We start from the raw sequence: 24,000 nt of genomic DNA, 5'->3' as shown, positions 1-24,000 counted from the left end.
GCGTCATTTCCATCAGGCGAATACCCAGCGTCGGTTGAGCGCGAAGGTGATCAGGGGGGTCACGAACAGGATGGGCAGGACCGGCCACCAGGTGGGGCCGTTCAATTGCTTGACCAGCAGCCAGACGAAGAACTGATTGGAGAGGAAGCCGATCAGATTGACGGTGAAGAAGCGCGCGGTCCGCGCCGCCGCTCGGTCGCGCGCGCCGTGGCCGCGGAAGCTGAACCGGCTGTGGAGCAGATAGCCGAGCCCGGTGAAGAGGATGAAATTGAGCGTCAGCGACAGCATCGGCTCGACGTGAAGCAGGGTCGCCACCAGCCAGTAGCCGCCGGCGACGAGCACGGTCAGCAGCCCGCCCGTGAGGCCGAAGCGTATCAGCTGGCCGAGGATTTCTCCATGCCTCTCAATGATCTTCATCGGCCGGATACATGCCCCGCTTGCCCTTTGGAGGCGAGCGACTAATGCCCATGAGGCGCGTTGAAAAGCCGGGAAAGGGGCGGGACGAAGCATGGCGGGGGTACGGACCGACTGGCTGGACCGGCACTGGCGGCCCCTCGTCCTCCTCGCCTGGGCGGGTATCGCAGCCTATCTGATCGGTCAGCGCTGGAACGCGATCCGCGGCTTCGCGCTGGGCGACACCGACGACAATCTCCGGATGATGCAGGTCCGCGCCCTCATAAAGGGGCAGGACTGGTTCGATCTCAGGCAGTATCGGCTGAACCCGCCGGCCGGCGCGGACATCCACTGGTCGCGGCTGGTCGACCTGCCGATCGCCGGCATCAAGCTGCTGCTGACGCCGTTGCTCGGTGGGCCGACAGCGGAACAGGTCGCAGTGGCGGCGGCCCCCCTGCTGCCGCTGCTCGTCGCGATCGTCGCGTTGTCGGTGGTCGCGCGTCGAATGATCGACGGCCGCGCCTTCCCGCTCGCCATCCTGCTCGTCGCTTGTGCGGGATCCGCCCGTGGGATGTGGTCGCCGCTCAGGATCGACCATCATGGCTGGCAGCTCGCATTGCTCGCGGTGGCGCTGGCCGCCTTGACGGATCCGAAGCGGGCCCGCGGCGGGGTCCTGCTCGGTATCGCGACGGCCCTGTCGCTGGCGATCGGAATGGAGATGCTGCTCTACCTCGCCCTCGCCGGCGGGGTGACGGTGCTGCGCTGGATCATCGACCGCGAGGAAGCGCGCCGGCTGGCCGCCTACGGGGCGGCGCTCGGCGGCGGCTGCGCTTTGGCCTTCCTGGCGTTCGTCTCGGAAGCGAACCGCGCACCGGTGTGCGACGCCTTCTCGCCAGTCTGGCTCTCGGCGATGCTCGCTGCCGGCGGCATCGCCGTCGCTTTGGCCCTGGTCAACCCGGCCGGGCGCGGCACGCGCATCGCCGCCGCCGCCGTGGGGGGCGCGGCGCTGGTCGCCGCCTTCGCTTTGCTGTGGCCGCATTGTCTCGGCCGGCTCGAAGGTTCGTCTCCCGAGCTGGAGCGGCTCTGGCTGAACAGGGTGCGCGAAGCAATGCCGGTCTGGCGGCATGGCGCCCGCACGGCGGCGCTCATCGTGACCCTGCCGATCGCCGGCCTGATCGGCTACGCCCTGATGCTCTGGACCCACCGCCGCGATGCGGGCCGATTCATCCCCTGGTTCGCGCTGGCGCTGCCGGCCTTCCTCGCCGCAGCCTTGCTGCTGTGGCAGACGCGGGCGGGGCCGGCGGCGCAGATGCTGTCGATCCCGGGCGCGACCGCTTTTGCCTGGGCGATCATGCAATGGGTGCAGTCCCTGCGGCTGATGATCCTGCGCGTCGGCATCCCGGTCGTGACCATCCTGATCGTCTCGGGCATTGCGACCAGCTATGTGAACAGGGCTTTTCCCCAGCCGGTCAGCGAATATCGCCGCTCGATCAATCTGGCCAATGCGCGGTGCCCGACCCTGCCTGCGCTCCGGCCGGTGGCGCAGCAGCCTCCCGGAACGGTGCTCACCTTCGTCGACCTGGGCCCGCGCCTGATCGCGGTGACGCCGCATAGCGCCATCGCCGGTCCCTATCACCGCAATGCGGAGCAGATCCTCGACGTGATGCGAGCGTGGCGTGGCGACGCCGCCCAGGCCCGCCGCACGGTCGACCGGTATCGCGTCGATTACGTGCTGATCTGCCCGAACCTCTCCGAATCGACCATCTATCGATCGGAGGCGCCGCGCGGCTTCTACGCGCAGCTCGCTGCCGGCCGGGCGCCGGACTGGCTGGCTCCGGTGCCGCTGCCGGACGATTCGCCCTACAAGATGTGGCGCGTCATCAGGTGAAGCTCTGCTCGATCCCGTCGATGACGAATTGCGCGGCCAGCGCCGCCAGCACGACGCCGAGAATCCGGGTGATCATCGCTTCGATGCGGTGACCCATGAGACGCATCAGGGGGCCGGCGGCAAGCAAGGCGGCAAGCGTCAGCAGCAGGGTCGCCAGCAAGGCACCAAGCACGAGGAGACTTTCAGGCAAGCCTTCGCTGCGGGCCATGAGCAGCATCACCGAGGCGATGGACCCCGGCCCGGCGATCATCGGAATCGCCATGGGAAAGACCGAGACGTCCTCCGCTTCTCTGGCGCTCACTTCCTGGGCGCGGCTCTCGCGCCGCTCGGTTCGCTTCTCGAACACCATGTCGATCGCGATGAGGAACAGCATGATCCCGCCGGCGATCCGGAAGGCACCGAGGCTGATCCCGAGGGCGCGAAGCAGGTCCTCCCCGAGCAGGGCGAAGAAGAGCAGGATGCCAGCGGCGATCAGCACCGCCCGGACCGCCATGGCGCGCCGGTGAACCGGCGTGGCGTCGCTGGTCAAGGCGGCAAAGATCGGCGCGCATCCCGGCGGATCGATCACCACCAGGAAAGTGACGAGAGCCGAGACGAAGAGCTCGCTCACAATCCTTCCGGAGCGGGAAGGCCGGCGCGCGCGTGCGCGGCCGTAAGCGTGTTGCGCAGCAGCACCGCGATGGTCATCGGACCGACGCCGCCTGGGACCGGCGTGATCGCGCCAGCGGTGGCGGCGGCGCTCTCGAAATCGACGTCGCCGACGAGCTTGCCGGCGATCCGATTGATGCCGACGTCGATCACCGTCGCACCGGGCTTCAGCCAATCGCCCTTGATCATCTCGGCACGTCCGGCGGCGGCCACGACGATGTCGCCGCGGCGGACGACCGCCGGCAGATCTCGCGTGCGGCTATGGGCAGTGGTGACGGTGCAATTTTCCCTGATGAGCAATTGCGCCATCGGCTTGCCGACAATGTTGGATCGTCCAACGACCACCGCCTCGAGCCCCGAAAGGTCGCCGAGCCGGTCCTTCAGGAGCATGATGCAGCCCAGCGGCGTACAGGGCACGAGGGCCTCTTCGCCGACGGCGAGACGCCCCGCATTCTCGACGTGAAATCCGTCGACGTCCTTGGCCGGATCGATGACACCGATGACAGCCTTGTCGTCGATATGCCGGGGAAGAGGCAGCTGGACGAGGATCCCATCGACGCGATCGTCGCGGTTCAAGCTTTGGACAAGGTCGACCAGCTCGGCCTGGCCGGTGGCCTCCGCGAGGCAATGCTCAAAGCTCGCCATGCCGGCGGCGAGCGTCGCTTTGCCTTTGGAGCGGACATAGACCCGGCTCGCCGGATCGTCGCCGACCAGCACCACCGCCAGCCCCGGCTTGCGGCCGGCGCGGCTCGCAAAGGCGGGGACGGCCTCGGCAACCCGCTCGCGCAGCCTCTCGGCGAAGGCCTTGCCGTCGATGACCGCCGCGCTCATCAGTAGCCGCTCAGGGCAATGTCGCGAGCAATTCCGGTGAGCAGGGTCTGCAGTCCCCAGATGATCAGGAGCACGACCAGAGGGGAGAAATCGAGTCCCCCGAAATCCGGCAATATCTTGCGGATCGGACGGTAGAGCGGGGCCGTGATCCGATCGAGCGCCTGAAGCAGGGTGCGGACGAAGTCGTTATGGGTGTTGATCACGTTGAACGCGACGAGCCAGCTCAGGATCGCCTGGCCGATGATGATCCAGCTGAGCACCCACAGCAGCATGATCACGATGTCGAAGACGGCGAGCAGCATGGTCTCTCCCGGATAGCCTCGTCAGCCCTCTAACGGGCCGTCGCTGACCGGGCAATGCCAGCTGCGCGATCGACGCTTCCCTCCCGCCGCCGCAACATCCTAGATTGGAAGGATGATCTGGCTTTTCCTCGCGGCGGCGGCCGCAGCGCCCGCGCCCGTTCCGAGCGAGCTCGAGGTCTTCCGCGACTGGATCGTCGGCTGCGACAATGGCCGCGCTTGCCAAGCGATCGCTCTACTGCCTGAAAATGCCGAGTGGGAACAATGGTTGACGTTCAGCGTCAGCCGCGGCGGCGCGTCGGGGGACGCTCCGATCGTGACGCTCCCGAATCTCGACAGAGAGCCTGCAGCGCTGCTTGCTGACGGCCGGCCGCTGGCCGTGCGCTTCGCCGCGCAAGCAGACGGCTATTCGGTCGTCTCCGACGACGCCACCCGCTTTTTCGCGGCCTTGCGGCAGAGCGAAACGCTCGAGGCGCGAAGCTCCGGCGGCGAAGCGATAGGCCGGATCTCCCTCGCCGGCGCGACCGCCGCCTTGCTCTATATGGACGACCGGCAGGGCCGGGTCGGCACCGTCACCGCACTGGCGCGACCGGGCGCAATGCCCGCGAGCCGCGTGCCCGATCCGCCACCACGGCCCCGCCTGAATCTCGCGCCCGCTCCGATAGGGGAGGCGGCGATTCCTGCGGACGCGGCGGGGATCGAGGCTCTTCGAAGGGAGGTCGGCTGCACGACCGAGGAAGTCGGCGGACCGGATCATCACGAGGCGGTGGCGATCGCGCCGGCGACCACGCTGATTCTGCTCGCCTGCGGCTCAGGTGCCTATAATGTGACAAGCATCCCCTTCATCGCGAAGCGCCGAGGCGAAGCGTTTGCCGTCGACATCGCTCCATTCGCGTCCCAGTGGGGGCGGGAGCAGGCGGAATTGCGCCGGCCGACCTTGATCAACGCCGAATGGGATCCGCAATCCCGGCTGCTCAAGGAATATCGGAAGGGCCGCGGGCTCGGCGACTGCGGCGTCCATGCCGAATATGGCTGGGACGGCGAGCGTTTCCAGCTCGTCCGCCAGGAGGAGATGAGTGAGTGCCGGGGCTCGCTTCAGTATATCACGACCTGGCGCTCGGACGTCGAGCCGCCCTGAGGTAGAGGGATCCGTCAGGGCGCGAAGCGGATCGGCTCGGCCTCGGCAAGGAGGATGGCGAAGCTTTCCGCCGGATCGGTCCATTCCCGCACGACGCGCCAACCCGACGCAAGCAGCAGCAGCCGCGCATCGCGCGGGCCGTATTTGTGGCTATTCTCCGTATGGACGGTCTCTCCCGCCCGCATCGAGAAACGCTCGCCTCCAACGGTGAAGGCGACATCCTCGACCGCCTCCAGGTGCATCTCGATCCGGCTATGGGCTTCATCCCAGCGGGCCCGGTGGCGGAAGCGGTGGACGGGAATGTCGCCGTCCAACTCTTCGTTGATCCGATGAAGCAGGTTCAGGTTGAACTGTGCGGTGATTCCGGCCGAATCATCATAGGCTCGGATCAGGGTTTCGATATCCTTGATCCGATCCATTCCTATGAGGAGGAAAGCGCCGCAGCCCAGGGACTGCTTGAGCCGGCGCAGCAGGTCCACGGCGGTGCCGGGTACCATGTTGCCGACTGTCGATCCTGGAAAGAAGCCGAGCTTGCGCGCGTCCGCTACCGCTTCGGGGATAGGGATCGAATGCATGAAATCGGCCTCGACCGGATGGATCGGAAGGCCGGGAAATTCCGTCCGAAGCGCCTCGGCGGAGTCGCGAAGGAAATCGCCGCTGATGTCGATCGGCACATAGGCGCAGGGCTCCACGGCGCGAAGAAGTATCGGAGTCTTGGCCGAGGAGCCCGATCCGAGTTCGACGACAGCATCGCCGGTCCCGGCAAGCGCCGCCACATCCCCGCTATATTGCTCCAGCAGGGCCGTCTCGGTGCGGGTTGGATAATATTCGGGCAAGCGGGTGATTTCCTCGAACAGCTCCGAGCCCCGCCGGTCGTAGAACCAGCGCGCCGGAATTGCCCGGATCGGCGCGGCCAGACCGGCGAGGACGTCGGCGCGGAAGGCGGGATCGACCTTCGTGATTGTCGAGACAGCATCCATCACAGGTCCTTTGCGAGCCTCAAGCCGGAGAACATCCAGCGCTGATTCGGGTAGAAGAAGTTGCGGTAGCTGGCTCGCAGATGGCCCCGCGGCGTCGCACAGCTTCCGCCGCGCAGCACCATCTGCGAACTCATGAACTTTCCATTATATTCGCCGACCGTGCCTTCGGCCGGGCGGAAACCCGGATAAGGAAGGAAGGCGCTCGCGGTCCATTCCCAGACATTGCCGAACAGGTCGCGGAGACCTGCGCCATTTGCGGTCGGACGCGGCCGCGCGGGCCCGGCTTCGTCGAGCTGGTGCCCGGCCCGAGGATCGGCGGCCGCAGCCGCATTCTCCCACTCCTGCTCCGTCGGAAGCCGTGCGCCCGCCCAACGGGCAAAGGCGTCCGCCTCGTAATAGGAGATATGCGTAACCGGTTCGGCCGGATCCACGGGCCTTGCTCCGTCGAGGCCGAAGCGCAGCCAGCCGCTCTGTTCCCGGACCCAATAGAGCGGTGCGCGAATGGACAGCTCCCGGACCCAGGCCCACCCGTCGGACAGCCAGTGCCCCGCATCGTCATAGCCACCGGCCTCGATGAAGCCGAGCCATTCCCCATTGGTCACCGGGCGATCGGCCAAAGCGTAAGGACGAAGGAGGACCTCGTGACGGGGGCCTTCGCAATCGAATCCGAATCCGACGCCATCATGGCCGACAGCGACGATCCCGCCCGCACATTCGACCCAGCCGAAGCCTTCGGGCGTATCCGATGCGGACGTTGCCGAGGCCGGAGGCCAAACAGCGGGCCGCAGCGGATTTTCGGCGAACGCGGCCAGCATGTCCATCAGCATCAATTCCTGATGCTGCTGCTCGTGATGCAGTCCGAGCGAGATCAGACCCTCCGGCAGGTCGTCGACCGCATCCAGCAGGGCCGCATCGACATGCTCGCGATAGGCGCGGATTTCGTCGAGCGACGGCCGGCTCAGCATGCCTCGCCGAGGCCTGGGCTGGCGCTCGCCCTCCCCCTCATAATAGGAGTTGAACAGATAGGCCCAGCGCTCGTCGAACGGCCGGTAGCACGGCACATGGTCGCGAAGCAGGAACGTTTCGAAAAACCAGGTCGTATGGGCGAGGTGCCATTTGGCCGGCGAGGCATCGGGCATCGGCTGGATGGTTGCATCGGCGTCCGACAAAGGGGATGCCAAGTCGACGCTCAACCGCCTTGCCGCGGCATAAGCATCGGCTATCCCTCGGATGCCGCTCGTTGCGTGGGTCGCCATAGCCGCTCCTAACACAGGTCAGGGCACCGGAACAAACAGAGATCGCCGGGGTGCCTGCCTTCATCGCCCAATCGACGCCGAAGCGTAATTCGCCTCAGCTGCGGGTCGCCCCCGGGCGCCACAAATGCTCGCCACCCGCGGCCGCCGCGAGCTTGCGGGCGAGTACGAACAAATGGTCCGAAAGACGGTTGAGATAAGTCAATGCGAGGGGGTTGAGCGGAACGGTGCCAGCGGCGGCGACGGCTGCGCGCTCGGCGCGGCGGACGATGGCTCGAGCAAGGTGGAGAGAAGCGGCACCGCCCGGGCCGGCCGGCAGGATGAAGCTGCGAAGTGGCTCCAGCCCTTCGTTCATCGCATCTATCTCCGCCTCCAGCCGGGCAATCTGAGGCGACACGATTCGCAGTACCATTTCCGAAGGGGTGAAATCGTCGCCCGGATTAGCCAGGTCTGCGCCGAGATCGAACAGCTCGTTCTGGATCCGCTCGAGCATGGAGCGCGCGCCGGCATCCTCTACATGAAGCAGCGCCACGCCGATCGCGCTGTTGGCCTCGTCGACGTCGCCGATCACGGCCATCCGGGCATCAGCCTTGGACACCCGCGAGCCGTCGACAAGGCCGGTCTCGCCGGCATCGCCGGTGCGCGTGTAGATCTTGTTCAGCCTGACCAATTTGGCCTCGACCTTACTGGCTCGCCATCAGGAGCAGGACGACGGCGATCAGGACGGCGAGCGCCTGGAACAAGACGCGCTTGCGCATCAGATCCTGGGAGCGGCGGCCGGATATGTCCTTCTGCTGGGCCATGCCGATGACGCCCTTGACCAGGACGAAGAGAGTGGCGCCCGCAGCCAGGACGAGCAGGATGATGAGCAAGACTTCCATCGGCCCTATCTAGTTATCGGCCAGGGAATATCCAGCCGGCATCCGCCCCGAACGAAGCCGGGCGGCCAGTTCGGCCGGGTCGGCCCCAGCGTTGCGCAGGTCGGCGAGCGTGGGAGCGCCGTGGCGCTTGGCCAGCCGTCGTCCCTCGGCATCCACGATCAGCGGATGATGGTGATAATGCGGCGTCGGCAGTTCGAGCAAGGCCTGGAGCAGCCGGTGGACATGGGTGCAGGCGAACAGGTCCACTCCGCGGACGACGTGGCTTATTCCCTGTGCGGCATCGTCGAGGGTGACCGCGAGGTGATAGCTGGCGGGCGCATCCTTGCGCGCCAGAACGACGTCGCCGAATGCCTCCGGCCGCGCGGGCAACTCGCCTGCCGCCGCATCGATCCAGGTCAATGGCGAGCCGCCGAGGGAGGCGAGCGCCGCCCCGACGTCGAGGCGCCAGGCATGTGGGCGTTCGGCCGCCATATGTTCCCGATCCGCCGGGCCCAAGGTCCGACAGGTCCCGGGATAGAGGGGCCCGTCCCCATGCGGTGCGGCTGCGCTGGCCGCGACCTCGGCAGCGATCTCTGCACGGGTGCAGAAACAGGGGTAAACGAGACCGCCGCCCTTCAACCGCTCCAGCGCCTCGGCATAGAGATCGAGCCGCTCCGACTGATAGACGATCTCCCCATCCCATTCGAGGCCGAGCCAGATCAGATCCTCGAGGATCGAATCGACGTGGCTGGCACGGGCGCGGCCGGGGTCGATGTCCTCGATCCGCAGGAGGAACGATCCGCCATGTCGCCGAGCGAAGTCATGGGCGAGCAAGGCCGACCAGGCGTGGCCGAGATGCAGCCGGCCGGTCGGGCTCGGCGCGAAACGGGTTACGGGTATCATCGCAGGCCCAAGGACCTTTTCTGTTGACCGCGAGTCGACACCTATGGTGTCATGACGGCGTCACGCGAAGCGGCCATGGCGTGGCGGAACACAGGAGAAGACGGCGAGACGCCCGATTTCTCCCTCGTTCTGAGTGCGACAGGCTTCGAGGGCGGCGTTTTGTGGAGTCTACTCCATAAGACGGAGCTGGTTGAGCCTTGTACCATCCCGATCTTCTCCGGCATCCCGAGAGCTGCCCCGCTCTGGTGCTGAACGCCGACTATACGCCGCTCAGCTACTATCCGCTCAGCCTGTGGCCGTGGCAGACCGCGGTCAAGGCGGTATTCCTCGAGCGCGTCGACATCGTCGCGCAATATGAGCGCAAGGTGCACAGCCCGAGCTTCGAGATGAGCCTGCCGTCGGTGATCGCGCTCCGGCAATATGTGCGGCCGTCCGAATATCCCGCCTTCACCCGGTTCAACCTGTTCCTGCGTGACCGCTTCGCTTGCCAATATTGCGGCGATCCGCGCGAGCTCACCTTCGACCATGTCACTCCCCGCGCCCAAGGCGGGCGGACGACCTGGGAGAATGTCGCCACCGCCTGCGCGCCCTGCAATCTGCGCAAAGGCGGGCGTACGCCGAAAGAGGCGCACATGACGCTGCGCCGGCGCCCGTTCCGGCCGACCAGCTGGCACCTTCAGGAGCATGGACGGAGCTTTCCGCCCAACTACCTCCACGACAGCTGGCGCGATTATCTTTACTGGGACATCGAGCTGGACGCCTGAGGCCAAGGAGGCGGCATCTCGCCGAGCCGCTAAGAACTTGAGGACCCGCCATTGGCGGTCAGGGCCGGCGCCGGCGCGTCGGGGCGTGGAAGTCGGGCGGCTTGTCGCTCACCCAGTCGATGAACCGGGCAATCTTTGGATGACCCCGGAGCGCTGCCGGATGGGAATAAAGGGCCGCCAGCTCTCTATTGGTCAGAACCGCATGAATGGTCCGATGGCAGATGGGGTGAACCGGCTGCGTCTCGCGTCCACCGCGGCTCTTGGGCACCGGATGATGCCACTCGATGCGGCGGCCCAGTGGACGGCCGCACAGGAAGCAATCGAGCCGACCGTTCAGCGCCTCAGCCATTGCCTCCTGACGAACCATCCGAGCACGAAGAGGCCGATCAGCACGCAGAAAGCGACGACACCCCAGAAGGCCCAAGGCTCATCCTTATAGGGTATGCCTTCGACATTCATGCCGAGCAGGCCGGTGATGAAGGTCAACGGCAGGAAGATGAAAGCGACGACGGCAATGTAGAGGGCGCGCTGGTCGACCTGCTCGGCGCGCAGATCGGTGATCTGCTCGTGAAGCAGGGCCGCGCGCTCGCGTACCGCCTCCAGTTCCTCCGCCATTCGGGCGAAGCGGTCCGCCGCCTCCACGATGTGCACGCGATCGTCGTCGGCGAGCCAGCTGAAATTGAGGTCTACCAACGTTCGAAGCGCATCCCGGTCGGGCGCGACGAAGCGCCGGAAGCCGATCGCCTCCGAACGAACCGACGTAATCGTCCGGCGCAGGCGATACAGGTTCCTGGGCTCGAGTTCGGTCTCCACGTCGTCGAGCGTGTCACCGAGCGCCGCGACCTGAGGGTCGAGCTCGGTGCTGATCGCATGGGAGAAAGCCGCAACCAGGTCGCCGGCATCGTGGATGCGGCCCGACTCCATCTTGTCGACCACGCGGGCGGTCGCGCCAAGGCGGCGGCGGCTCAACGACGTCACCTTGTGGTCGGCCACCCAGAAGCGGATCGAAACCAGCCGGTCGGAATCGCCCGGCACCAGCTCGCCCGGACCGCGAAGGTTGAGGATCGCGCCCTGGCCCAGCCTGTCGCAACGCGGACGAGTCTCGGTCGCCGCGAGTGCGCTGGCCGCCACGGGCGGCATCTCGGTATGCGTCCTGAGCAAGGCGAGATCGCTCTCGCCGCGAGCTTCGAGGTGGAGCCAGAGGAATCCGGGACCGCGATAGGCGGCGGCCTCCTCCACGCCGAGTCGGCGGACGCGGCCGCCTTCGGCGAGAAAGCCGCCCTCCATCAGTGTTTCAACCCTCTATCTCCGCTAGGAAGGCGCGCACCGCCGGTGCCACGTCGTCGCGGCGCAACGCCAGAGCGAGGTTGGCGATGACGAAGCCGGTCTTGTCGCCGCAGTCGTGGCGGTCGCCGTCGAACGTCACTCCGTGGAAGGGCTGTCGCCCGATCAGGGCCGCCATTCCGTCCGTAAGCTGGATCTCTCCGCCTGCGCCCTTTCCAATGTTGGCGAGGACCTCCATGATCTCCGGCTGGAGAATGTAGCGCCCCACCACGCCCAGATTAGAGGGCGCCTCCTCGGGCTTCGGCTTCTCGACCAGCCCTTTCACCTCGGTGAGACGGCCGTCGCGGCTTCCGGGCGTGATGATCCCGTAGCTTGCGGTGCGCTCGGGCGCGACTTCCTGGGCACAGACGATATTCCCGCCCACCTTGTCATAGGCCGAAACCATTTGGGCGAGGCAGCCGGGCCGCCCGACCATCAGGTCGTCCGGCAGCAGGACCGCGAACGGCTCGTCGCCGACAATCTCTCGCGCGCACCAGACGGCGTGGCCAAGCCCCAGCGGTTCCTGCTGGCGGACCGACACGATCGCACCGGGCGGGAAGCGGGTGCCGACGAGCGCGTCGAGCGGCTTGCCGCGTCCCTTCATTACCGCCTCGAGCTCATAGGCGATGTCGAAATGATCCTCGAGCGCGTCCTTGCCGCGACCCGTGACGAAGATCATCTGCTCGATTCCCGCCTCGCGCGCCTCCTCGACCGCATATTGGATCAGCGGCCGGTCGACGACCGTCAGCATCTCCTTGGGGATCGCTTTGGTGGCGGGCAGGAAGCGGGTGCCGAGGCCCGCGACGGGAAAGACGGCCTTGCGGACAGGTTTCATTCGGGCTCATCATCTCCTTTGGGGTCTACCGGGTCCGCGCCGGGCGGGACGTCTGGCGGCGGCAGGTCGAAACGATCCTCCTCGCGCTCCTCCGAGCGGCGCAGCAACTCGTCGACGCGTTCCGGCCGCGCGATGGGCGGCGGCGTCAGCAATTCCTCGGTGGTCGGGGCACGCCGCGCCGCGGCGGGGGCGGGCGGCATGGCTGCCCCCGGAGGGGGCTCGAGCGGCTCGCGCAAACCACAGGCGCCCAGCAACGCCGCCGGAAGGAGAAAGGCAAAACGCGTCATGCCTTCATCCCCAATGCCTTCCGCGCCGCTTCGATCCGCTTCCTGACGGCCGCCGGAGCGGTGCCGCCGAAGCTGGTCCGGCTCTTAACCGAGGCATCGAGCGAAAGCACATCGAAAACGCCGGCGCCGATTCGTCCGTCAATCTCGCGAAGCGAGTCCAGCGGCAGGTCCCACAGACCGACGCCGCGCTCGTCGGCGAGCCGCACGACCCGCCCTGTGACATGGTGCGCCTCCCGAAACGGCAGGCCGGCCTCGCGCACCAGCCAGTCGGCCAGGTCGGTCGCCGTGGAATGCCCCGCCGCGGCGGCGGCCCGCATTCGGTCGATGTTGAACGTGCTGGTCTCGACCATTCCGGCCATGGCTGCGAGCGAGACGTTCAACAGGTCGTGGGCCTCGAACACCGGCTCCTTGTCGTCCTGCATGTCCTTCGAATAAGCGAGCGGAAGCCCCTTCATCACGACCAGCAGCGCGGTCATCGCGCCGAGGATTCGGCCCGAATGGCCGCGAACCAACTCGGCGGCGTCGGGATTGCGCTTCTGCGGCATGATCGACGAGCCGGTCGAGAAAGCGTCCGACAAGGCGACGAAGCCGAACGGCTGGCTCGCCCACAGGATGAACTCCTCGGCCAGCCTCGACAGATGCAGGGCGCATTGGGTCGCCGCCATCAGATAATCGAGTGCGAAGTCGCGATCGGACACCGAGTCCAGTGAATTGGCGGTAGGCCGGTCGAAGCCGAGCGCGAGCGCCACTGCCTCCCTGTCGAGCGGGAAGGAGGTACCGGCGAGCGCAGCCGAGCCCAGCGGGCATTCGTTCATCCGCGTGCGCGCATCGGCGAAGCGCGAGCGGTCCCGCTTCAGCATCTCGTAATAGGCCATCAGGTGGTGGCCGAGCGTCACCGGCTGGGCGACCTGGAGGTGGGTGAAGCCGGGCATCACCGCGTCGACATGGTCTTCGGCGGTTGCGACGAGCGTACGCTGCAGCGCCTCGAGACGAAGATCGATCTCGTCGATCGCGTCGCGGACCCAGAGCCTGAAGTCCGTGGCGACCTGGTCATTGCGCGATCTGGCGGTATGCAGTCGCCCCGCCGCGGGGCCGATCAGTTCGGCGAGGCGGTGCTCGACATGCATGTGGATGTCCTCGAGCGCCGGATCCTCCGGCACGCCTCCCGATTCATATTCGTCGGCGACCCGGTCGAGGCCCTCCTCGATCGCGTCCGTATCGGCCTGGCCGACGATTCCCCGGGCGGCGAGCATGGCGACATGGGCGCGCGAGGCGGCGATGTCCTGGCGCCACAAGCGCTTGTCGAAGGAGATGGAGGCATTTATCTCGCGCATCAGTGCCGAGGGGCCCTCGGCGAAGCGCCCACCCCACATCGCGTTGGAGTCCTGATCCGTGCGGCTCGTTATCGCCCTTCTCCTCGGCCTGGCTCTGGCTCCCGCGCTGGCCGGATGCGATAGGCAAAAGGCCGGGGCGCCGCAAGGCGAGCCCGAGCAGGCCTCCGCGTCGGATCCGCGACAAGCGATGCCGACTGCGGCGAACGGTGCCGCGGCCGCGGCGGCCTATCCGACCGGGCGTCTCGACCGCTCCCATCGCGGCACCCCGGCGCCCGACGTCACCTTCGAGGACCCGCACGGCCGGCCGGCGCGGCTCGCCGATTTTCGAGGGCGGCCGGTGCTGGTCAACCTGTGGGCGACCTGGTGCGGGCCGTGCGTGGTAGAGATGCCGTCACTGGATGCGCTGGCGAAGCGCGAAGACGATCGACTCACGGTGCTTGCGCTCAGCCAGGACATGGCCGGCCGCCAGAAGGTCACCGACTTCTTCGCCGAGCGCGACTTCGGCCGGCTCGAGCCCTATCTCGATGCCGACCTCGACTTCATGACGTCACTGCGCATCGACACGCTGCCGACCACCATCCTCTACGACGCGCAGGGCGTCGAGGTCTGGCGAATGACCGGCATGGCCGATTGGGAAAGCGAGCGCGCAGCGAGGCTGCTGACCGAGGCTGGGGGCTAGGAGTCAAGCCGGCGTCGGCGGCCGTGATCTCGCGAACACCCGACCGTCGATCGCGGCGAGGCCGAAGACGATCAGCGCGAGGCCGCCGAAATGGCGCGGCGCGAGCGATTCGCCGAGCAAGGTGGCGCCGAGCAGAATGGCCGTGGCAGGGATGAGGAAGGTGACCAGTATGGCATTGGTCGCACCGGCCGTTTCGATCAGCCGAAAGTAGAGAATGTAGGCGAGCGCCGTGGAGAAGACGGCGAGTCCCAAAATCGCCAGCATCGCCCCCGGCTCCGGCGCGGTGGCGCGCCACGGGGGTTCAAAGAGCAGAACCATTGGCAGCATCACCAGCGCGCAGGCGAGAAGCTGGCCAGCCGAGACCGTCATCGGCGGAACGCCCATCGCGCGGAAGCGACGCGCGTGGACCCCCGCTAGCGCGTAGCAGAGGGTTGCGCCAAGGCAGGCGAGCTGGGCGAGGAGGTTCTCGCCGCTGATGTCGAGCAGGAGGTCGCCGCCGATCATCACCGCGACGCCGGCGAAGCCGACCGCAACCCCCGCCACCTTGAGCGGAGTCGCCTTTTCGTCGGCGGTGAGAAAGTGCGTGACCAGAACCGCCCAGAGCGGCGTCGTCGCGTTGAGGATGGAGGCGAGGCCGCTGGCGATATGCTGCTGCCCCCAGGCAAAGAGCGTGAAGGGGATCGCATTGTTCAGCAGTGCAAGGACCAAGAAGGGGATGGAAGTGGCGCGAGCGAAGGGGAGCGGCCGCCCCGTCGCCTTGAGCACGGCGAGAAGGATCGCCGCCGCGATGGTCACTCGCACCAGCACGAGCGTCAGCGGATTCACGCTATCGACGGCGACGTCGATGAAGAAGAAAGAGCCACCCCACAGCACCGACAGGAAGAGCAGGATCGCCCAGTCGCGGGCACCCATGCGCAAGGCGATAGTGGGACTCATGCCTTGATCTTAGCCGATCGAGCGAGCCCTTCCGTCACGAAAGTTGCGGTCAGGGCCATAAGGAACGCTTATGCCGCCCATTCCCGACCCGCGGCGCGATGCCTTCGTCAATCGCGCAGCAGCTCGTTGATCGCGGTCTTGGACCGGGTCTGGGCATCGACGCGCTTGACGATGACGGCGCAGGCGAGGCTCGGGCCCGGCTCGTCACGGCCGGGAAGCGGCCTTCCCGGCAACGATCCCGGAACCACCACCGAGAAGCTCGGGACGCGGCCCATGAAGATCTCGCCCGTCGTCCGGTCGACGATCTTGGTCGAGGCGCCGATGAACACCCCCATCGACAGAACCGCCCCTTCCTCGACCACTACCCCCTCCGCGACTTCGGAGCGGGCGCCGATGAAGCAATTGTCCTCGATGATAACCGGCCCGGCCTGAAGCGGCTCGAGCACCCCCCCGATTCCGGCACCGCCGGAGATGTGGACATTGCGGCCGATCTGGGCACAGCTCCCGACCGTCGCCCAGGTGTCGACCATCGTTCCTTCGCCGACATAGGCGCCGATGTTGACGAAGCTCGGCATCAGCACGGCGCCCCTGGCGATGAAGGCGCCGCGGCGGACGATCGCGCCCGGAACGGCGCGAAACTCCGCCTCGGCAAAGCGATCCGGATCCCAGCCGGCGAACTTGGAGGGGATCTTGTCCCACCACATCGACCCCCCGGGTCCGCCCTTAATCGCCTCCATCGGATTCAGGCGGAAGGAAAGCAGGACCGCCTTTTTGAGCCACTGGTTCACGCGCCAGCCGTCAGGCCCCGACTCGGCAACCCTCGCCTGCCCCGAATCGAGCCGGCGGATCGCCTCCTCGACCGCCTCCCGGATCGCGCCGGTCGTCGCCGCGCCGACCCCGTCACGTTTCTCCCAGGCTTCGTCGATCCTCTGCTGCAACGAGTCGGTCATGCAATGGCTTCCTTGTCGGTCCAGGTCCCTTGGATCTCGGCGAGCCAGCCGGCAATGTCCGGCACGACGAAGTCGATCATGGCCGGGTCGGCGCCGTGACTTCCCGCTTCCGAGCCGTTGTTCACCCATATGGTCGTCATGCCGAGCGCCTTGGCCGGGACGAGGTTGCGGGCCATATCGTCGGCGAACAAGGCGCGTCCGGGATCGATCCGATGCCGCCCGCACAATGCAGCATAAGCGTCGGGATGCGGCTTGGGCAGATAGGCCATGGCGTGGATGTCGTGCAGGCCGTCGAAGGCGTTCGCCAATCCCAGCCGGTCCAGCACGCGCCGTGCATAGGCCTCGTCGCCATTGGTGAAGACGAACTTGCGTCCGGGCAGGCGATCGAGCGCGGCCACCAAGGCGGGGTCCGCGGCGATGCGGGCGAGGTCGATGTCGTGCACGAAGGCGAGAAATTCGTGCGGGTCGACGCCATGGTCGCGCATCAGCCCGGCAAGCGTCGTCCCGTGCTCGAGAAAATGGCGCTTCTGCACGCAACGGGACTCCGCGGCTTCGCATCCGAGAAGCCGCTGGATATACTGGCCCATGCGAATGTCGATGAGCTCGAACAGGTTGGTCGACGCCGGGTATAGGCTGTTGTCGAGATCGAAGATCCAGCTTTCGATATGGGCCAGGGCGGGGTGCATCGCTCGCCTCTAGCGGACATGATCCTTCGGGCAAATCGAAAGACGGCGAGGCCTCTGACCTCGCGCTCGTGATCCTGTGGATAGGCGCCCGACCCGGACTGGTCGCGGACATGTTCCGGTGGCAGCGAACGCTACTTCATGCTCTTGCCGAAAATCACGACGCGCTCGATCTCGGCGAAGCCGGCGGCGCGGTGCCAGGCGTGGCTGACTTCATTGTCGATGAGCGCGTCGGACCCGAGATGATCGAATCCTCGTTCTCGACCCCATTGTTCCGCCGCGCCGAGCAATGCGCGGCCGATCCCGCGGCGGCGATATTTGGTGTCGACCCATATGCCTTCCAGATAAGGGCCCGGCGCGCAGGGGCCCTCGACATAGCTTCGCATCGCCACCTCCGCGAAACCGATCAGACGTCCGTCTTCCGCCTCCGCGACGAAGCCCGCGAGCTCGTCCGACGAATCATAGGCGTCGAGATCTGATTCGAGTTCTTCCGGCTCTTCGTCAGGCCAGAGGAGATGGCGCATCTTCGCCCAGGCCGGGCGATCGGCGGATGTGGCGGGCCGGACGATCAGCGCGTCGAAAGGACCTTCAGACGGTGAAGCTCTCGCCGCAGCCGCAGGCGCCCTTGGCATTGGGATTTTCGAAGACGAAGCCGGCGGCGAAATCGTCCTCGCGCCAGTCCATGGTCGAACCGATCAGATATAGGACCGAAGCGCCGTCGATATAGAAGATGCCGCCGGACGTCTCGATCTTCTCGTCGAGCGGGTCTTCCGCCGAAACGTAATCGACCGAATAAGCGAGACCCGAGCAGCCCCGGCGGGGTGTCGAGAGCCGCACGCCGACCGCGCCCTCAGGCGCGCGGGCCATCAGGTCCGCAATGCGTGTCTCGGCGGCCGGCGTGAGCTGCACCGCGGCCGGGCGGGGGCGTCGGATGGTGGTGGTCGTTGCGTTCATCTTCGCTCCTTCGCCCCTCCCTTCGGAGGAGGGGTCGGGGCGGGGCCGTGCCTGGCTCGCGCACCTTCCCGCCTTTCGATCCCCTCCCCCTGAAGGGGAGGGAAATTGTTACAGCATCCCAAGCTCCAGCTTCGCCTCGTCGCTCATCTTTTGAGGGTCCCAGGGCGGATCCCAGACGAGTTCGACCTCGGCGTCGCCGATTCCGGGAACCGCGCCGACGCGAAGCTCGACCTCGCCCGGCATCGATTCGGCGACCGGACAATGCGGCGTGGTCAGCGTCATGGTGACACGGGCGTGATGATCGGGCGTGATCTCCACGCCGTAGATGAGTCCGAGATCGTAGATGTTCACCGGTATCTCGGGATCGTAGATTTCCTTCAGCGCCTCGATCACCCGCTCGTAGAGATCGCCGCCCGGCGTCTCGACCTCCGGTTCGGCCGGCCGCGGAGCCTGCGAAAGAAAGCCTTCCAGATAATCGCGCTTGCGCGCGAACGTATCGGTGGCGCTTTCGCCGGCTCCGGCCGGTGCGTCGTCGACGCGTGCCTTCGGCGGCTTGGCCACTTCCTCGACTTCCTCGGTCTCGATCCTGCGCTGCTCGTTCATCCGAAAATTCTCGTCACCCTTTCGATGCCGCGCACCAGCGCTTCGACATCCTGCCGGCCATTATAGACCCCGAAGCTCGCCCGCGCCGTCGCGTCCACCCCGAGATGAGCCATGAGCGGCTGGGCGCAATGATGGCCGGCGCGGATCGCCACCCGGCTCTCGTCCAATATGGTGCCTACATCGTGCGGATGCACCCCTTGGACCGCGAAGCTGACGATCCCGGCGCTGTCGTCGGGCCCGAAGAGCCTGACGCTGTTGAGGCTGGAGAGAGCGCCCCGCGCCTCATCGACCAGTGCCCTCTCATGGGCGGCTATCGAGTCGAGGCCGATGGAATCGACATAGTCGATCGCCGCGTGGAGCCCGATGACGCCAACGACGTGTGGGGTCCCGGCCTCGAATCGTGCCGGCGGCGGTGCATAGGTGGTGCGCTCGAACGTCACCTTGTCGATCATTGCGCCGCCACCCTGCCAGGGCGGCATGCCCGCCAGAATCTCGCCGCGGGCCCACAGCACGCCGATGCCGGTGGGGCCGTAGAGCTTGTGGCCGGAGAAGACGTAGAAGTCGCAGCCGATCTCCGCGACGTCGACCGGCATGCGCGGCACCGCCTGGCAGCCATCGAGCAGAAGCTTTGCGCCGACCTCATGGGCAAGGCGGGCCGCGCGCTTCGCATCGAGCACCGAGCCCAGGACGTTGGAGACATGGGCGAGGGCGACGAGCTTGTGCCGCTCCGTCAGCATCGCTTCGAGCGCATCGAGATCGATCCGGCCGTCGGCGGTGAGGGGAGCGACGTCGATTGCCGCGCCGGTGCGCTCGGCGGTCAGCTGCCAGGGCACGATGTTGGAATGATGCTCCAGCACCGAAAGCATGATCCGGTCGCCCGGTTTCAGGTTGGCGCCGCCCCAGCTTTGCGCGACCAGGTTGATGCCCTCCGTGGCGCCGCGGACGAAAACGACCTCCTCGGGCGAGGCGGCGTTGATGAACCGGGCGGCGCGGCGGCGGCTGGCCTCGAAGGCCAGGGTCATGTCGGCCGAGCGCTGGTAAACGCCGCGATGAACGGTCGCATAGGTTTCGGAGTAAGCGCGATGGATCGCATCGATCACCGGCTGAGGCTTCTGCGCGGTCGCAGCGCTGTCCAGATAGGCCCAGCCGTCGGGAATCGCCGGAAAATCGGCGAGCCAGTCGAGCGGGCGTGTGGAGACGGCCGCGTCCATCACCGGCCTGCGAACCATGTCTCGACATCCGCGTAGAAGGCCGCCTTCACCTCCTCTTCGCCGATCCGGTCGAGCGCGTCGGCGACGAAGGCGCGGGTGAGCAGGGCACGGGCCTCATCGGGGGAGACGCCGCGGCTCCCGAGATAGAAAAGGGCATTGCGGTCGAGCTCGCCGACCGTGGCGCCATGGGCGCATTTGACGTCGTCGGCGAAGATTTCGAGCTCGGGTTTGGCGTTGATCGTCGCCGAACGGGCGAGAAGCAGGCCCTTGAGCGACTGCTCGCCGTCGGTCTTCTGGGCATGGCGCGCGACCTCGACCCGCGCCGCGACCGAGCAGGCCGCACGATCGTCGGCGACCGATCGCCAGACCTGGCGGCTCACGCCGCTCGGCATGGCATGCCGGACCACGACATTGGCGTCATGGCGCTGCCGGCCGCGGGCGAGCAGAGCGGAGGAGGCCTCGGCATAGGCTGCTTCGCCATCCAGGGCGTAATGGCCGTCGAGGCGCGTGTCCGTACCGCCGGCGGCGAGGCTCGCGACCACGAGGCTCGCCCCTTGGCCGACCTGGGCGTGGTCAACCTGACTGATGAAACCGGAAGCGCCAAGCAGGCGGCGGCTGAGCATCAGGCGGCTGCCCTTGAACAGCCGAATACCGGTGAGCCGATTGGCCCAGCCTTCGCCGATGAAGGTCTCGCAGATGGAGGCCTGAGCATCGACATCGAGTTCGATCTGCGCCGCCAGATGGTCGGCGGCTCCGGTCGAGACATGGACGATCTGGACGAGCCCATGCGGGGCATGGTCGAGCCCGAGGCGCAGGCGCCAGCCGGAACGGCCCGCAAGGCGCGCCAGCGGATGATCCGACGCCGTGACGTCGACCGGGCCGATCTCGACGGGTCCGAGGCGGCTGCGTGTCTCGTCGAGCCGGCCGTCGACGAAGAGCAGGCGCGGGCCCTCGCGCTCACAGGCGATCCAGGGAAGATCGGTGGGGACCCGCCCGGTAGGTTCACGCTCGGAAAGCTGGGGCAGCGCGGAGAGATCGCTCCAGCGCCAGCCTTCCTCCCGGTTGGAGGGAAGAGTCAGCAGGCTCACGCCGCCGCCTCCGCCATCGCGCCATAGCCTTCGCGCTCGAGCTCGTGCGCCAACTCCGGACCGCCCGAGCGGACGATCCGGCCGCCGGCGAGAACGTGGACGAAGTCCGGCTCGACGATCTCGAGGAGGCGCTCGTAATGGGTGATGAGCAGGACCGCCTTGTCCGGCTTGCGCATGATCCGGTTGATGCCCTGGCCGACGACGCGAAGGGCGTCGATGTCGAGCCCGGAATCGGTCTCGTCGAGAATCGCCAGCCGCGGATCGATGATCCCCATCTGGACCATCTCGTTGCGCTTCTTCTCGCCGCCCGAGAAGCCGACGTTCACGCCGCGCTTCATCATGTCCATCGACAGGTCGAGCGCATCGGCCTGCTCGCGCGCGACACGAAGGAACTCGCCGGCGGAAAGCTCGGCTTCGCCGCGCGCCCTGCGCTGGGCGTTGAGCGCGGTGCGCAGGAACTGGACGTTGGACACGCCGGGAATCTCGACCGGATATTGGAAGCCGAGGAACATGCCTTTGGCCGCGCGCTCGTGCGGGTCGAGCTCGAGCAGATCTTCGCCGTCGAGCGTCACCGAGCCTTCGGTCACCGCATAGCCGGGTCGGCCGGCGAGGACGTAGGACAGAGTCGACTTGCCCGAGCCGTTCGGGCCCATGACGGCGTGGATCTCGCCCGCATTGATGGCAAGGCTGATCCCCTTGAGGATCGGCTTGTCGTCGACGGTGGCGTGGAGGTTATCGATTTTGAGCATTGTCTCGGACCACTGGCGAGGGAGGCGGTGCGGGCGGTGCGAGCGGCAAACCGTTTGCTGTCAGCCGCTCAAGGTTTTCCAGACGAGATCCTGTCCGCTGAAGATCGGCAAGCGCACTATGGACGATGAAACCTACAAGTCTTTCGTCAAAGGCAGGGTATCTCTGACTGACCAAGCGGGTGAGCCGGTCGTGGGTCGTGTAGAATCGGCAATCCGTGTCGTCGGCTCCATGTTGTTGCCGAAAAGCAGCTCGCGCGCTCGCCCAACTCATATCGGACCCTTGGGCCGGGACGATCACATTTTCTCGATGGCCTCGACTTTGGACACATTGAACGTACGGCACCCCAATTTCAGCGAAACGTCCAAATAAAGGCGCGCTACCTGCTCCGCCTGTTTGGACGGTGGCAAAAGCGAGCGATAGTTCAAAAAGGATGCTCATCCCACGCTCCCCTCCAGGCTGATCCCCAGCAGCTTCTGCGCCTCGACGGCGAATTCCATCGGCAGCTGCTGAAGCACCTCGCGGGCAAAGCCGTTGACGATCAGGGCGACCGCCTCCTCCTGGGGGAGGCCGCGGCTCATCGCGTAGAAGAGCTGGTCGTCGCTGATCTTGGAGGTCGTCGCCTCATGCTCGATCTGCGCGGTGGGGTTGCGGACCTCGATATAGGGAACGGTGTGGGCGCCGCACTGGTCGCCGAGCAGCAGGCTGTCGCACTGGGTGAAGTTGCGGACATTCTCCGCGCCGCCATTGACCCGGACGAGGCCGCGATAGGTGTTGTTGGAGCGGCCGGCACTGATCCCCTTCGACACGATGGTCGAGCGGCTGTTGGCGCCGATATGGATCATCTTGGTGCCGGTATCGGCCTGCTGGCGATTGTTGGTCAGCGCGACCGAATAGAATTCGCCGACGCTGCTTTCGCCCTTGAGGATGCAGGAAGGATATTTCCAGGTGATCGCCGAGCCGGTCTCGACCTGGGTCCAGCTGATCTTCGAGCGCGCCCCCGCGCACATCCCGCGCTTGGTGACGAAATTGTAGATGCCGCCCTTCCCCTCGGCATCGCCGGGATACCAGTTCTGGACGGTTGAATATTTTATCTCGGCATCGTCGTGGGCGTAGAGCTCGACGACGGCGGCGTGAAGCTGGTTTTCGTCGCGCATCGGCGCGGTGCAGCCTTCCAGATAGGAGACGTAGCTGCCCTTGTCGGCGACGATCAGGGTACGCTCGAACTGGCCGGTATTGGCAGCGTTGATCCGGAAATAGGTGCTGAGCTCCATCGGGCAGCGCACGCCCTCTGGGATGTAGACGAAGGTCCCGTCGGAGAAGACCGCGCTGTTGAGGCAGGCGAAATAATTGTCGCGCTGCGGCACGACCGAGCCCAGATATTTGCGAACGAGATCGGGATGCTCGCGGATCGCCTCGGAGATGGAGAGGAAGATGACGCCCGCCTTCTTCAGCTCCTCGCGGAAGGTCGTGGCGACGGAGACGCTGTCGAACACCGCGTCGACCGCGACCTTTCGCGCGCCCTCGACGCCAGCGAGCACCTTCTGCTCCTCGATCGGAATGCCGAGCTTCTCGTAGGTGCGGCGGATCTCGGGGTCGAGCTCGTCCAGGGAGGCGAGCGTCGGTTTCGCCTTCGGCTCGGCATAATAATAAGCGTCCTGAAAATCGATCGTGGGGATGTCGAGCTTCGCCCAGGTCACCTCCTGCATCCCCAGCCAGGCTCGATAGGCCTTGAGGCGCCAGTCGAGCATCCATTCGGGCTCGCCTTTCTTGGCCGAGATGAAGCGGACCGTCTCCTCGTTCAGACCCTTGGGCGCGAACTCCTGCTCGATGTCGGAGGTGAAGCCCCATTCGTAGGTCGAGGCGCGGTCGACCGCCTCTTGCGCCTCGCGGTTGCGGACGTCGATGTCCTCGGGCCGATTCATGACTTCACCTCTGCAAGACTGGACAGGCTGAGACCTGCGAGCGCGCCGCGAACGGTGCTGTTGACCACCCCCATATGCGGCCGGACCTGGCAGCCGCCCTCCAGCGCGCATTCGTGACGCTCGGTATCGACGCAGCTGGTCATCACAATCGGTCCCTCTACGGCCTCGACAACATCGGCAAGGCTGATCGCGTCCGCGCCGCGTGCGAGCCGGAATCCGCCGCCGGTGCCCCGGGCGGTCTCGAGCAGCCCGGCCGCGGCGAGCCGTCCGGTCAGCTTCTGGGCGGTCGGCAGAGGCACACCCGTCTCCTCGGCGAGCAAGGTCGCCGACAGCCGTGCCCCGGCCGGATGGCGGGCGGCCGCGGCCATCATCACCACGGCATAATCGGCAAGGCTGGTGAGACGCATGATTCCAATCGGACTGTTTCGTTCCGATTGGGCATTTGGGCGCGAAAGGGCGGAGAATCAAGCGGCTTGGGGAAGGTGGTG

At 66.5% G+C, this 24,000-nt stretch carries 29 protein-coding genes; 4 read left to right on the top strand and 25 right to left on the bottom strand.

Annotation, left to right across the window (positions count from 1 at the left end):
• Positions 1 to 12: 12 nt before the first annotated feature.
• The gene (locus EKM57_RS16385; protein WP_129793593.1) at positions 13 to 417 is read right to left on the bottom strand and encodes a GtrA family protein; all 405 of its coding nucleotides are present in this window, start codon (positions 415 to 417) and stop codon (positions 13 to 15) included.
• A gap of 91 nt (positions 418 to 508) precedes the next feature.
• Here EKM57_RS16385 and EKM57_RS16380 point away from each other — a divergent pair, with 91 nt between their 5' ends.
• Positions 509 to 2,281 (top strand): AcrB/AcrD/AcrF family protein, encoded by a 1,773-nt coding sequence (locus EKM57_RS16380; protein ID WP_129793592.1) that lies wholly within the window; start codon positions 509 to 511, stop codon positions 2,279 to 2,281.
• Here EKM57_RS16380 and EKM57_RS16375 read toward each other — a convergent pair.
• The 3 genes from EKM57_RS16375 to EKM57_RS16365 are packed head-to-tail and all read right to left on the bottom strand — an operon-like array spanning position 2,274 to position 4,062.
• Positions 2,274 to 2,891, bottom strand: coding sequence for a MarC family protein (locus tag EKM57_RS16375; protein WP_129793591.1), 618 nt, complete (start codon positions 2,889 to 2,891; stop codon positions 2,274 to 2,276). The two genes, EKM57_RS16380 and EKM57_RS16375, sit on opposite strands and share 8 nt — an antisense overlap.
• A complete protein-coding gene (folD, locus tag EKM57_RS16370) occupies positions 2,888 to 3,760 on the bottom strand; it encodes a bifunctional methylenetetrahydrofolate dehydrogenase/methenyltetrahydrofolate cyclohydrolase FolD (protein WP_129793590.1) in 873 nt (290 codons plus the stop codon). The genes EKM57_RS16375 and folD overlap by 4 nt, the downstream gene beginning before the upstream one ends.
• Entirely contained in the window at positions 3,760 to 4,062 is a 303-nt protein-coding gene (locus EKM57_RS16365) for a YggT family protein (protein WP_129793589.1), read from the bottom strand. Before EKM57_RS16365 ends, folD begins: the two co-directional genes overlap by 1 nt.
• Before the next feature lie 112 nt (positions 4,063 to 4,174).
• Here EKM57_RS16365 and EKM57_RS16360 point away from each other — a divergent pair, with 112 nt between their 5' ends.
• Positions 4,175 to 5,197: a DUF1176 domain-containing protein gene (locus tag EKM57_RS16360; RefSeq protein ID WP_129793588.1), complete on the top strand. Its 1,023-nt coding sequence runs from the start codon at positions 4,175 to 4,177 to the stop codon at positions 5,195 to 5,197.
• Positions 5,198 to 5,211: 14 nt separating this feature from the next.
• On the opposite strand, the gene egtD is transcribed toward EKM57_RS16360, so the two are convergent.
• From egtD to gluQRS, 5 genes are all read right to left on the bottom strand, one after another.
• Positions 5,212 to 6,177, bottom strand: coding sequence for an L-histidine N(alpha)-methyltransferase (gene egtD / locus EKM57_RS16355; RefSeq protein ID WP_129793587.1), 966 nt, complete (start codon positions 6,175 to 6,177; stop codon positions 5,212 to 5,214).
• Positions 6,177 to 7,433, bottom strand: coding sequence for an ergothioneine biosynthesis protein EgtB (gene egtB, locus EKM57_RS16350; protein WP_129793586.1), 1,257 nt, complete (start codon positions 7,431 to 7,433; stop codon positions 6,177 to 6,179). Before egtB ends, egtD begins: the two co-directional genes overlap by 1 nt.
• A gap of 94 nt (positions 7,434 to 7,527) precedes the next feature.
• Positions 7,528 to 8,100: a cob(I)yrinic acid a,c-diamide adenosyltransferase gene (locus EKM57_RS16345; protein ID WP_129793585.1), complete on the bottom strand. Its 573-nt coding sequence runs from the start codon at positions 8,098 to 8,100 to the stop codon at positions 7,528 to 7,530.
• Positions 8,101 to 8,113: 13 nt separating this feature from the next.
• Positions 8,114 to 8,311 carry an HIG1 domain-containing protein gene (locus EKM57_RS16340; protein ID WP_129793584.1) on the bottom strand — a complete coding sequence of 66 codons (198 nt, stop codon included), beginning with the start codon at positions 8,309 to 8,311 and terminating at the stop codon, positions 8,114 to 8,116.
• 9 nt (positions 8,312 to 8,320) lie between these two features.
• Complete coding sequence (gluQRS, locus tag EKM57_RS16335; protein ID WP_129793583.1) at positions 8,321 to 9,193, bottom strand: tRNA glutamyl-Q(34) synthetase GluQRS; 873 nt, start codon at positions 9,191 to 9,193, stop codon at positions 8,321 to 8,323.
• Between the two features lie 197 nt (positions 9,194 to 9,390).
• On the opposite strand from gluQRS, the gene EKM57_RS16330 reads away from it, so the two are divergent.
• On the top strand, positions 9,391 to 9,957 hold the full coding sequence (locus tag EKM57_RS16330) for an HNH endonuclease (protein WP_129793582.1): 567 nt from the start codon (positions 9,391 to 9,393) through the stop codon (positions 9,955 to 9,957).
• 58 nt (positions 9,958 to 10,015) lie between these two features.
• Here the strand turns inward: EKM57_RS16330 and EKM57_RS16325 are convergent, their stop codons facing one another.
• From EKM57_RS16325 to argH, 5 genes are read right to left on the bottom strand one after another with little or no spacing between them, the layout of a single operon-like run.
• The gene (locus EKM57_RS16325; RefSeq protein WP_129793581.1) at positions 10,016 to 10,306 is read right to left on the bottom strand and encodes an HNH endonuclease; all 291 of its coding nucleotides are present in this window, start codon (positions 10,304 to 10,306) and stop codon (positions 10,016 to 10,018) included.
• A complete protein-coding gene (locus EKM57_RS16320) occupies positions 10,291 to 11,244 on the bottom strand; it encodes a CorA family divalent cation transporter (RefSeq protein WP_129793580.1) in 954 nt (317 codons plus the stop codon). The genes EKM57_RS16325 and EKM57_RS16320 overlap by 16 nt, the downstream gene beginning before the upstream one ends.
• A gap of 7 nt (positions 11,245 to 11,251) precedes the next feature.
• Positions 11,252 to 12,115: a UTP--glucose-1-phosphate uridylyltransferase GalU gene (galU, locus tag EKM57_RS16315; protein ID WP_129793579.1), complete on the bottom strand. Its 864-nt coding sequence runs from the start codon at positions 12,113 to 12,115 to the stop codon at positions 11,252 to 11,254.
• The gene (locus tag EKM57_RS16310; RefSeq protein ID WP_129793578.1) at positions 12,112 to 12,402 is read right to left on the bottom strand and encodes a hypothetical protein; all 291 of its coding nucleotides are present in this window, start codon (positions 12,400 to 12,402) and stop codon (positions 12,112 to 12,114) included. The genes galU and EKM57_RS16310 overlap by 4 nt, the downstream gene beginning before the upstream one ends.
• Positions 12,399 to 13,775: an argininosuccinate lyase gene (gene argH, locus EKM57_RS16305; protein ID WP_129793577.1), complete on the bottom strand. Its 1,377-nt coding sequence runs from the start codon at positions 13,773 to 13,775 to the stop codon at positions 12,399 to 12,401. The genes EKM57_RS16310 and argH overlap by 4 nt, the downstream gene beginning before the upstream one ends.
• Positions 13,776 to 13,923: 148 nt before the next feature.
• Between argH and EKM57_RS16300 the strand changes: the two genes are divergently transcribed.
• Positions 13,924 to 14,415, top strand: a complete 492-nt coding sequence (locus EKM57_RS16300; protein WP_243451092.1) for a TlpA disulfide reductase family protein — start codon at positions 13,924 to 13,926, stop codon at positions 14,413 to 14,415.
• A 3-nt stretch (positions 14,416 to 14,418) separates the two neighbouring features.
• Here EKM57_RS16300 and EKM57_RS16295 read toward each other — a convergent pair whose 3' ends face one another.
• From EKM57_RS16295 to EKM57_RS16245, 11 genes are all read right to left on the bottom strand, one after another.
• Complete coding sequence (locus EKM57_RS16295) at positions 14,419 to 15,351, bottom strand: DMT family transporter (protein WP_206185471.1); 933 nt, start codon at positions 15,349 to 15,351, stop codon at positions 14,419 to 14,421.
• A 107-nt stretch (positions 15,352 to 15,458) separates the two neighbouring features.
• On the bottom strand, positions 15,459 to 16,301 hold the full coding sequence (gene dapD, locus EKM57_RS16290) for a 2,3,4,5-tetrahydropyridine-2,6-dicarboxylate N-succinyltransferase (RefSeq protein ID WP_129793575.1): 843 nt from the start codon (positions 16,299 to 16,301) through the stop codon (positions 15,459 to 15,461).
• The gene (locus EKM57_RS16285) at positions 16,298 to 16,987 is read right to left on the bottom strand and encodes a pyrimidine 5'-nucleotidase (protein ID WP_129793574.1); all 690 of its coding nucleotides are present in this window, start codon (positions 16,985 to 16,987) and stop codon (positions 16,298 to 16,300) included. The genes dapD and EKM57_RS16285 overlap by 4 nt, the downstream gene beginning before the upstream one ends.
• A 131-nt stretch (positions 16,988 to 17,118) precedes the next feature.
• Positions 17,119 to 17,616, bottom strand: a complete 498-nt coding sequence (locus EKM57_RS16280) for a GNAT family N-acetyltransferase (protein WP_129793573.1) — start codon at positions 17,614 to 17,616, stop codon at positions 17,119 to 17,121.
• Entirely contained in the window at positions 17,573 to 17,938 is a 366-nt protein-coding gene (locus tag EKM57_RS16275) for an iron-sulfur cluster assembly accessory protein (RefSeq protein ID WP_129793572.1), read from the bottom strand. Before EKM57_RS16275 ends, EKM57_RS16280 begins: the two co-directional genes overlap by 44 nt.
• Positions 17,939 to 18,046: 108 nt before the next feature.
• Positions 18,047 to 18,541 (bottom strand): SUF system Fe-S cluster assembly protein, encoded by a 495-nt coding sequence (locus EKM57_RS16270; RefSeq protein ID WP_129793571.1) that lies wholly within the window; start codon positions 18,539 to 18,541, stop codon positions 18,047 to 18,049.
• Positions 18,538 to 19,770 (bottom strand): cysteine desulfurase, encoded by a 1,233-nt coding sequence (locus EKM57_RS16265; RefSeq protein WP_243451091.1) that lies wholly within the window; start codon positions 19,768 to 19,770, stop codon positions 18,538 to 18,540. The genes EKM57_RS16270 and EKM57_RS16265 overlap by 4 nt, the downstream gene beginning before the upstream one ends.
• A complete protein-coding gene (locus EKM57_RS16260) occupies positions 19,752 to 20,840 on the bottom strand; it encodes a SufD family Fe-S cluster assembly protein (protein WP_129793570.1) in 1,089 nt (362 codons plus the stop codon). Before EKM57_RS16260 ends, EKM57_RS16265 begins: the two co-directional genes overlap by 19 nt.
• Entirely contained in the window at positions 20,837 to 21,589 is a 753-nt protein-coding gene (sufC, locus tag EKM57_RS16255; protein ID WP_129793569.1) for a Fe-S cluster assembly ATPase SufC, read from the bottom strand. The genes EKM57_RS16260 and sufC overlap by 4 nt, the downstream gene beginning before the upstream one ends.
• A gap of 435 nt (positions 21,590 to 22,024) precedes the next feature.
• Positions 22,025 to 23,512, bottom strand: coding sequence for a Fe-S cluster assembly protein SufB (gene sufB, locus EKM57_RS16250; RefSeq protein WP_129793568.1), 1,488 nt, complete (start codon positions 23,510 to 23,512; stop codon positions 22,025 to 22,027).
• Positions 23,509 to 23,919 carry an Rrf2 family transcriptional regulator gene (locus tag EKM57_RS16245; protein WP_129793567.1) on the bottom strand — a complete coding sequence of 137 codons (411 nt, stop codon included), beginning with the start codon at positions 23,917 to 23,919 and terminating at the stop codon, positions 23,509 to 23,511. The genes sufB and EKM57_RS16245 overlap by 4 nt, the downstream gene beginning before the upstream one ends.
• Positions 23,920 to 24,000 lie beyond the last annotated feature (81 nt).

This window comes from Sphingosinicella sp. CPCC 101087 (assembly GCF_004151485.1).
Taxonomy (GTDB): Bacteria; Pseudomonadota; Alphaproteobacteria; order Sphingomonadales; family Sphingomonadaceae; genus Allosphingosinicella.
The sequence above is the reverse complement of the archived record's forward strand: the minus strand, read 5'-3'. Positions and strand labels throughout refer to the sequence as shown.

Excerpts from the sequence above, each read along its gene's own strand:
- EKM57_RS16385 (WP_129793593.1), bottom strand. The coding sequence starts at position 417 with ATGAAGATCATTGAGAGGCATGGAGAAATCCTCGGCCAGCTGATACGC.
- EKM57_RS16380 (WP_129793592.1), top strand. The coding sequence starts at position 509 with ATGGCGGGGGTACGGACCGACTGGCTGGACCGGCACTGGCGGCCCCTC.
- folD (WP_129793590.1), bottom strand. The coding sequence starts at position 3,760 with ATGAGCGCGGCGGTCATCGACGGCAAGGCCTTCGCCGAGAGGCTGCGC.
- EKM57_RS16365 (WP_129793589.1), bottom strand. The coding sequence starts at position 4,062 with ATGCTGCTCGCCGTCTTCGACATCGTGATCATGCTGCTGTGGGTGCTC.
- EKM57_RS16360 (WP_129793588.1), top strand. The coding sequence starts at position 4,175 with ATGATCTGGCTTTTCCTCGCGGCGGCGGCCGCAGCGCCCGCGCCCGTT.
- egtD (WP_129793587.1), bottom strand. The coding sequence starts at position 6,177 with ATGGATGCTGTCTCGACAATCACGAAGGTCGATCCCGCCTTCCGCGCC.
- egtB (WP_129793586.1), bottom strand. The coding sequence starts at position 7,433 with ATGGCGACCCACGCAACGAGCGGCATCCGAGGGATAGCCGATGCTTAT.
- EKM57_RS16340 (WP_129793584.1), bottom strand. The coding sequence starts at position 8,311 with ATGGAAGTCTTGCTCATCATCCTGCTCGTCCTGGCTGCGGGCGCCACT.
- gluQRS (WP_129793583.1), bottom strand. The coding sequence starts at position 9,193 with ATGATACCCGTAACCCGTTTCGCGCCGAGCCCGACCGGCCGGCTGCAT.
- EKM57_RS16325 (WP_129793581.1), bottom strand. The coding sequence starts at position 10,306 with ATGGCTGAGGCGCTGAACGGTCGGCTCGATTGCTTCCTGTGCGGCCGT.
- EKM57_RS16320 (WP_129793580.1), bottom strand. The coding sequence starts at position 11,244 with ATGGAGGGCGGCTTTCTCGCCGAAGGCGGCCGCGTCCGCCGACTCGGC.
- galU (WP_129793579.1), bottom strand. The coding sequence starts at position 12,115 with ATGAAACCTGTCCGCAAGGCCGTCTTTCCCGTCGCGGGCCTCGGCACC.
- EKM57_RS16310 (WP_129793578.1), bottom strand. The coding sequence starts at position 12,402 with ATGACGCGTTTTGCCTTTCTCCTTCCGGCGGCGTTGCTGGGCGCCTGT.
- argH (WP_129793577.1), bottom strand. The coding sequence starts at position 13,775 with ATGTGGGGTGGGCGCTTCGCCGAGGGCCCCTCGGCACTGATGCGCGAG.
- EKM57_RS16300 (WP_243451092.1), top strand. The coding sequence starts at position 13,924 with ATGCCGACTGCGGCGAACGGTGCCGCGGCCGCGGCGGCCTATCCGACC.
- EKM57_RS16295 (WP_206185471.1), bottom strand. The coding sequence starts at position 15,351 with ATGAGTCCCACTATCGCCTTGCGCATGGGTGCCCGCGACTGGGCGATC.
- dapD (WP_129793575.1), bottom strand. The coding sequence starts at position 16,301 with ATGACCGACTCGTTGCAGCAGAGGATCGACGAAGCCTGGGAGAAACGT.
- EKM57_RS16285 (WP_129793574.1), bottom strand. The coding sequence starts at position 16,987 with ATGCACCCCGCCCTGGCCCATATCGAAAGCTGGATCTTCGATCTCGAC.
- EKM57_RS16280 (WP_129793573.1), bottom strand. The coding sequence starts at position 17,616 with ATGCCAAGGGCGCCTGCGGCTGCGGCGAGAGCTTCACCGTCTGAAGGT.
- EKM57_RS16275 (WP_129793572.1), bottom strand. The coding sequence starts at position 17,938 with ATGAACGCAACGACCACCACCATCCGACGCCCCCGCCCGGCCGCGGTG.
- EKM57_RS16270 (WP_129793571.1), bottom strand. The coding sequence starts at position 18,541 with ATGAACGAGCAGCGCAGGATCGAGACCGAGGAAGTCGAGGAAGTGGCC.
- EKM57_RS16265 (WP_243451091.1), bottom strand. The coding sequence starts at position 19,770 with ATGGTTCGCAGGCCGGTGATGGACGCGGCCGTCTCCACACGCCCGCTC.
- sufC (WP_129793569.1), bottom strand. The coding sequence starts at position 21,589 with ATGCTCAAAATCGATAACCTCCACGCCACCGTCGACGACAAGCCGATC.
- sufB (WP_129793568.1), bottom strand. The coding sequence starts at position 23,512 with ATGAATCGGCCCGAGGACATCGACGTCCGCAACCGCGAGGCGCAAGAG.
- EKM57_RS16245 (WP_129793567.1), bottom strand. The coding sequence starts at position 23,919 with ATGCGTCTCACCAGCCTTGCCGATTATGCCGTGGTGATGATGGCCGCG.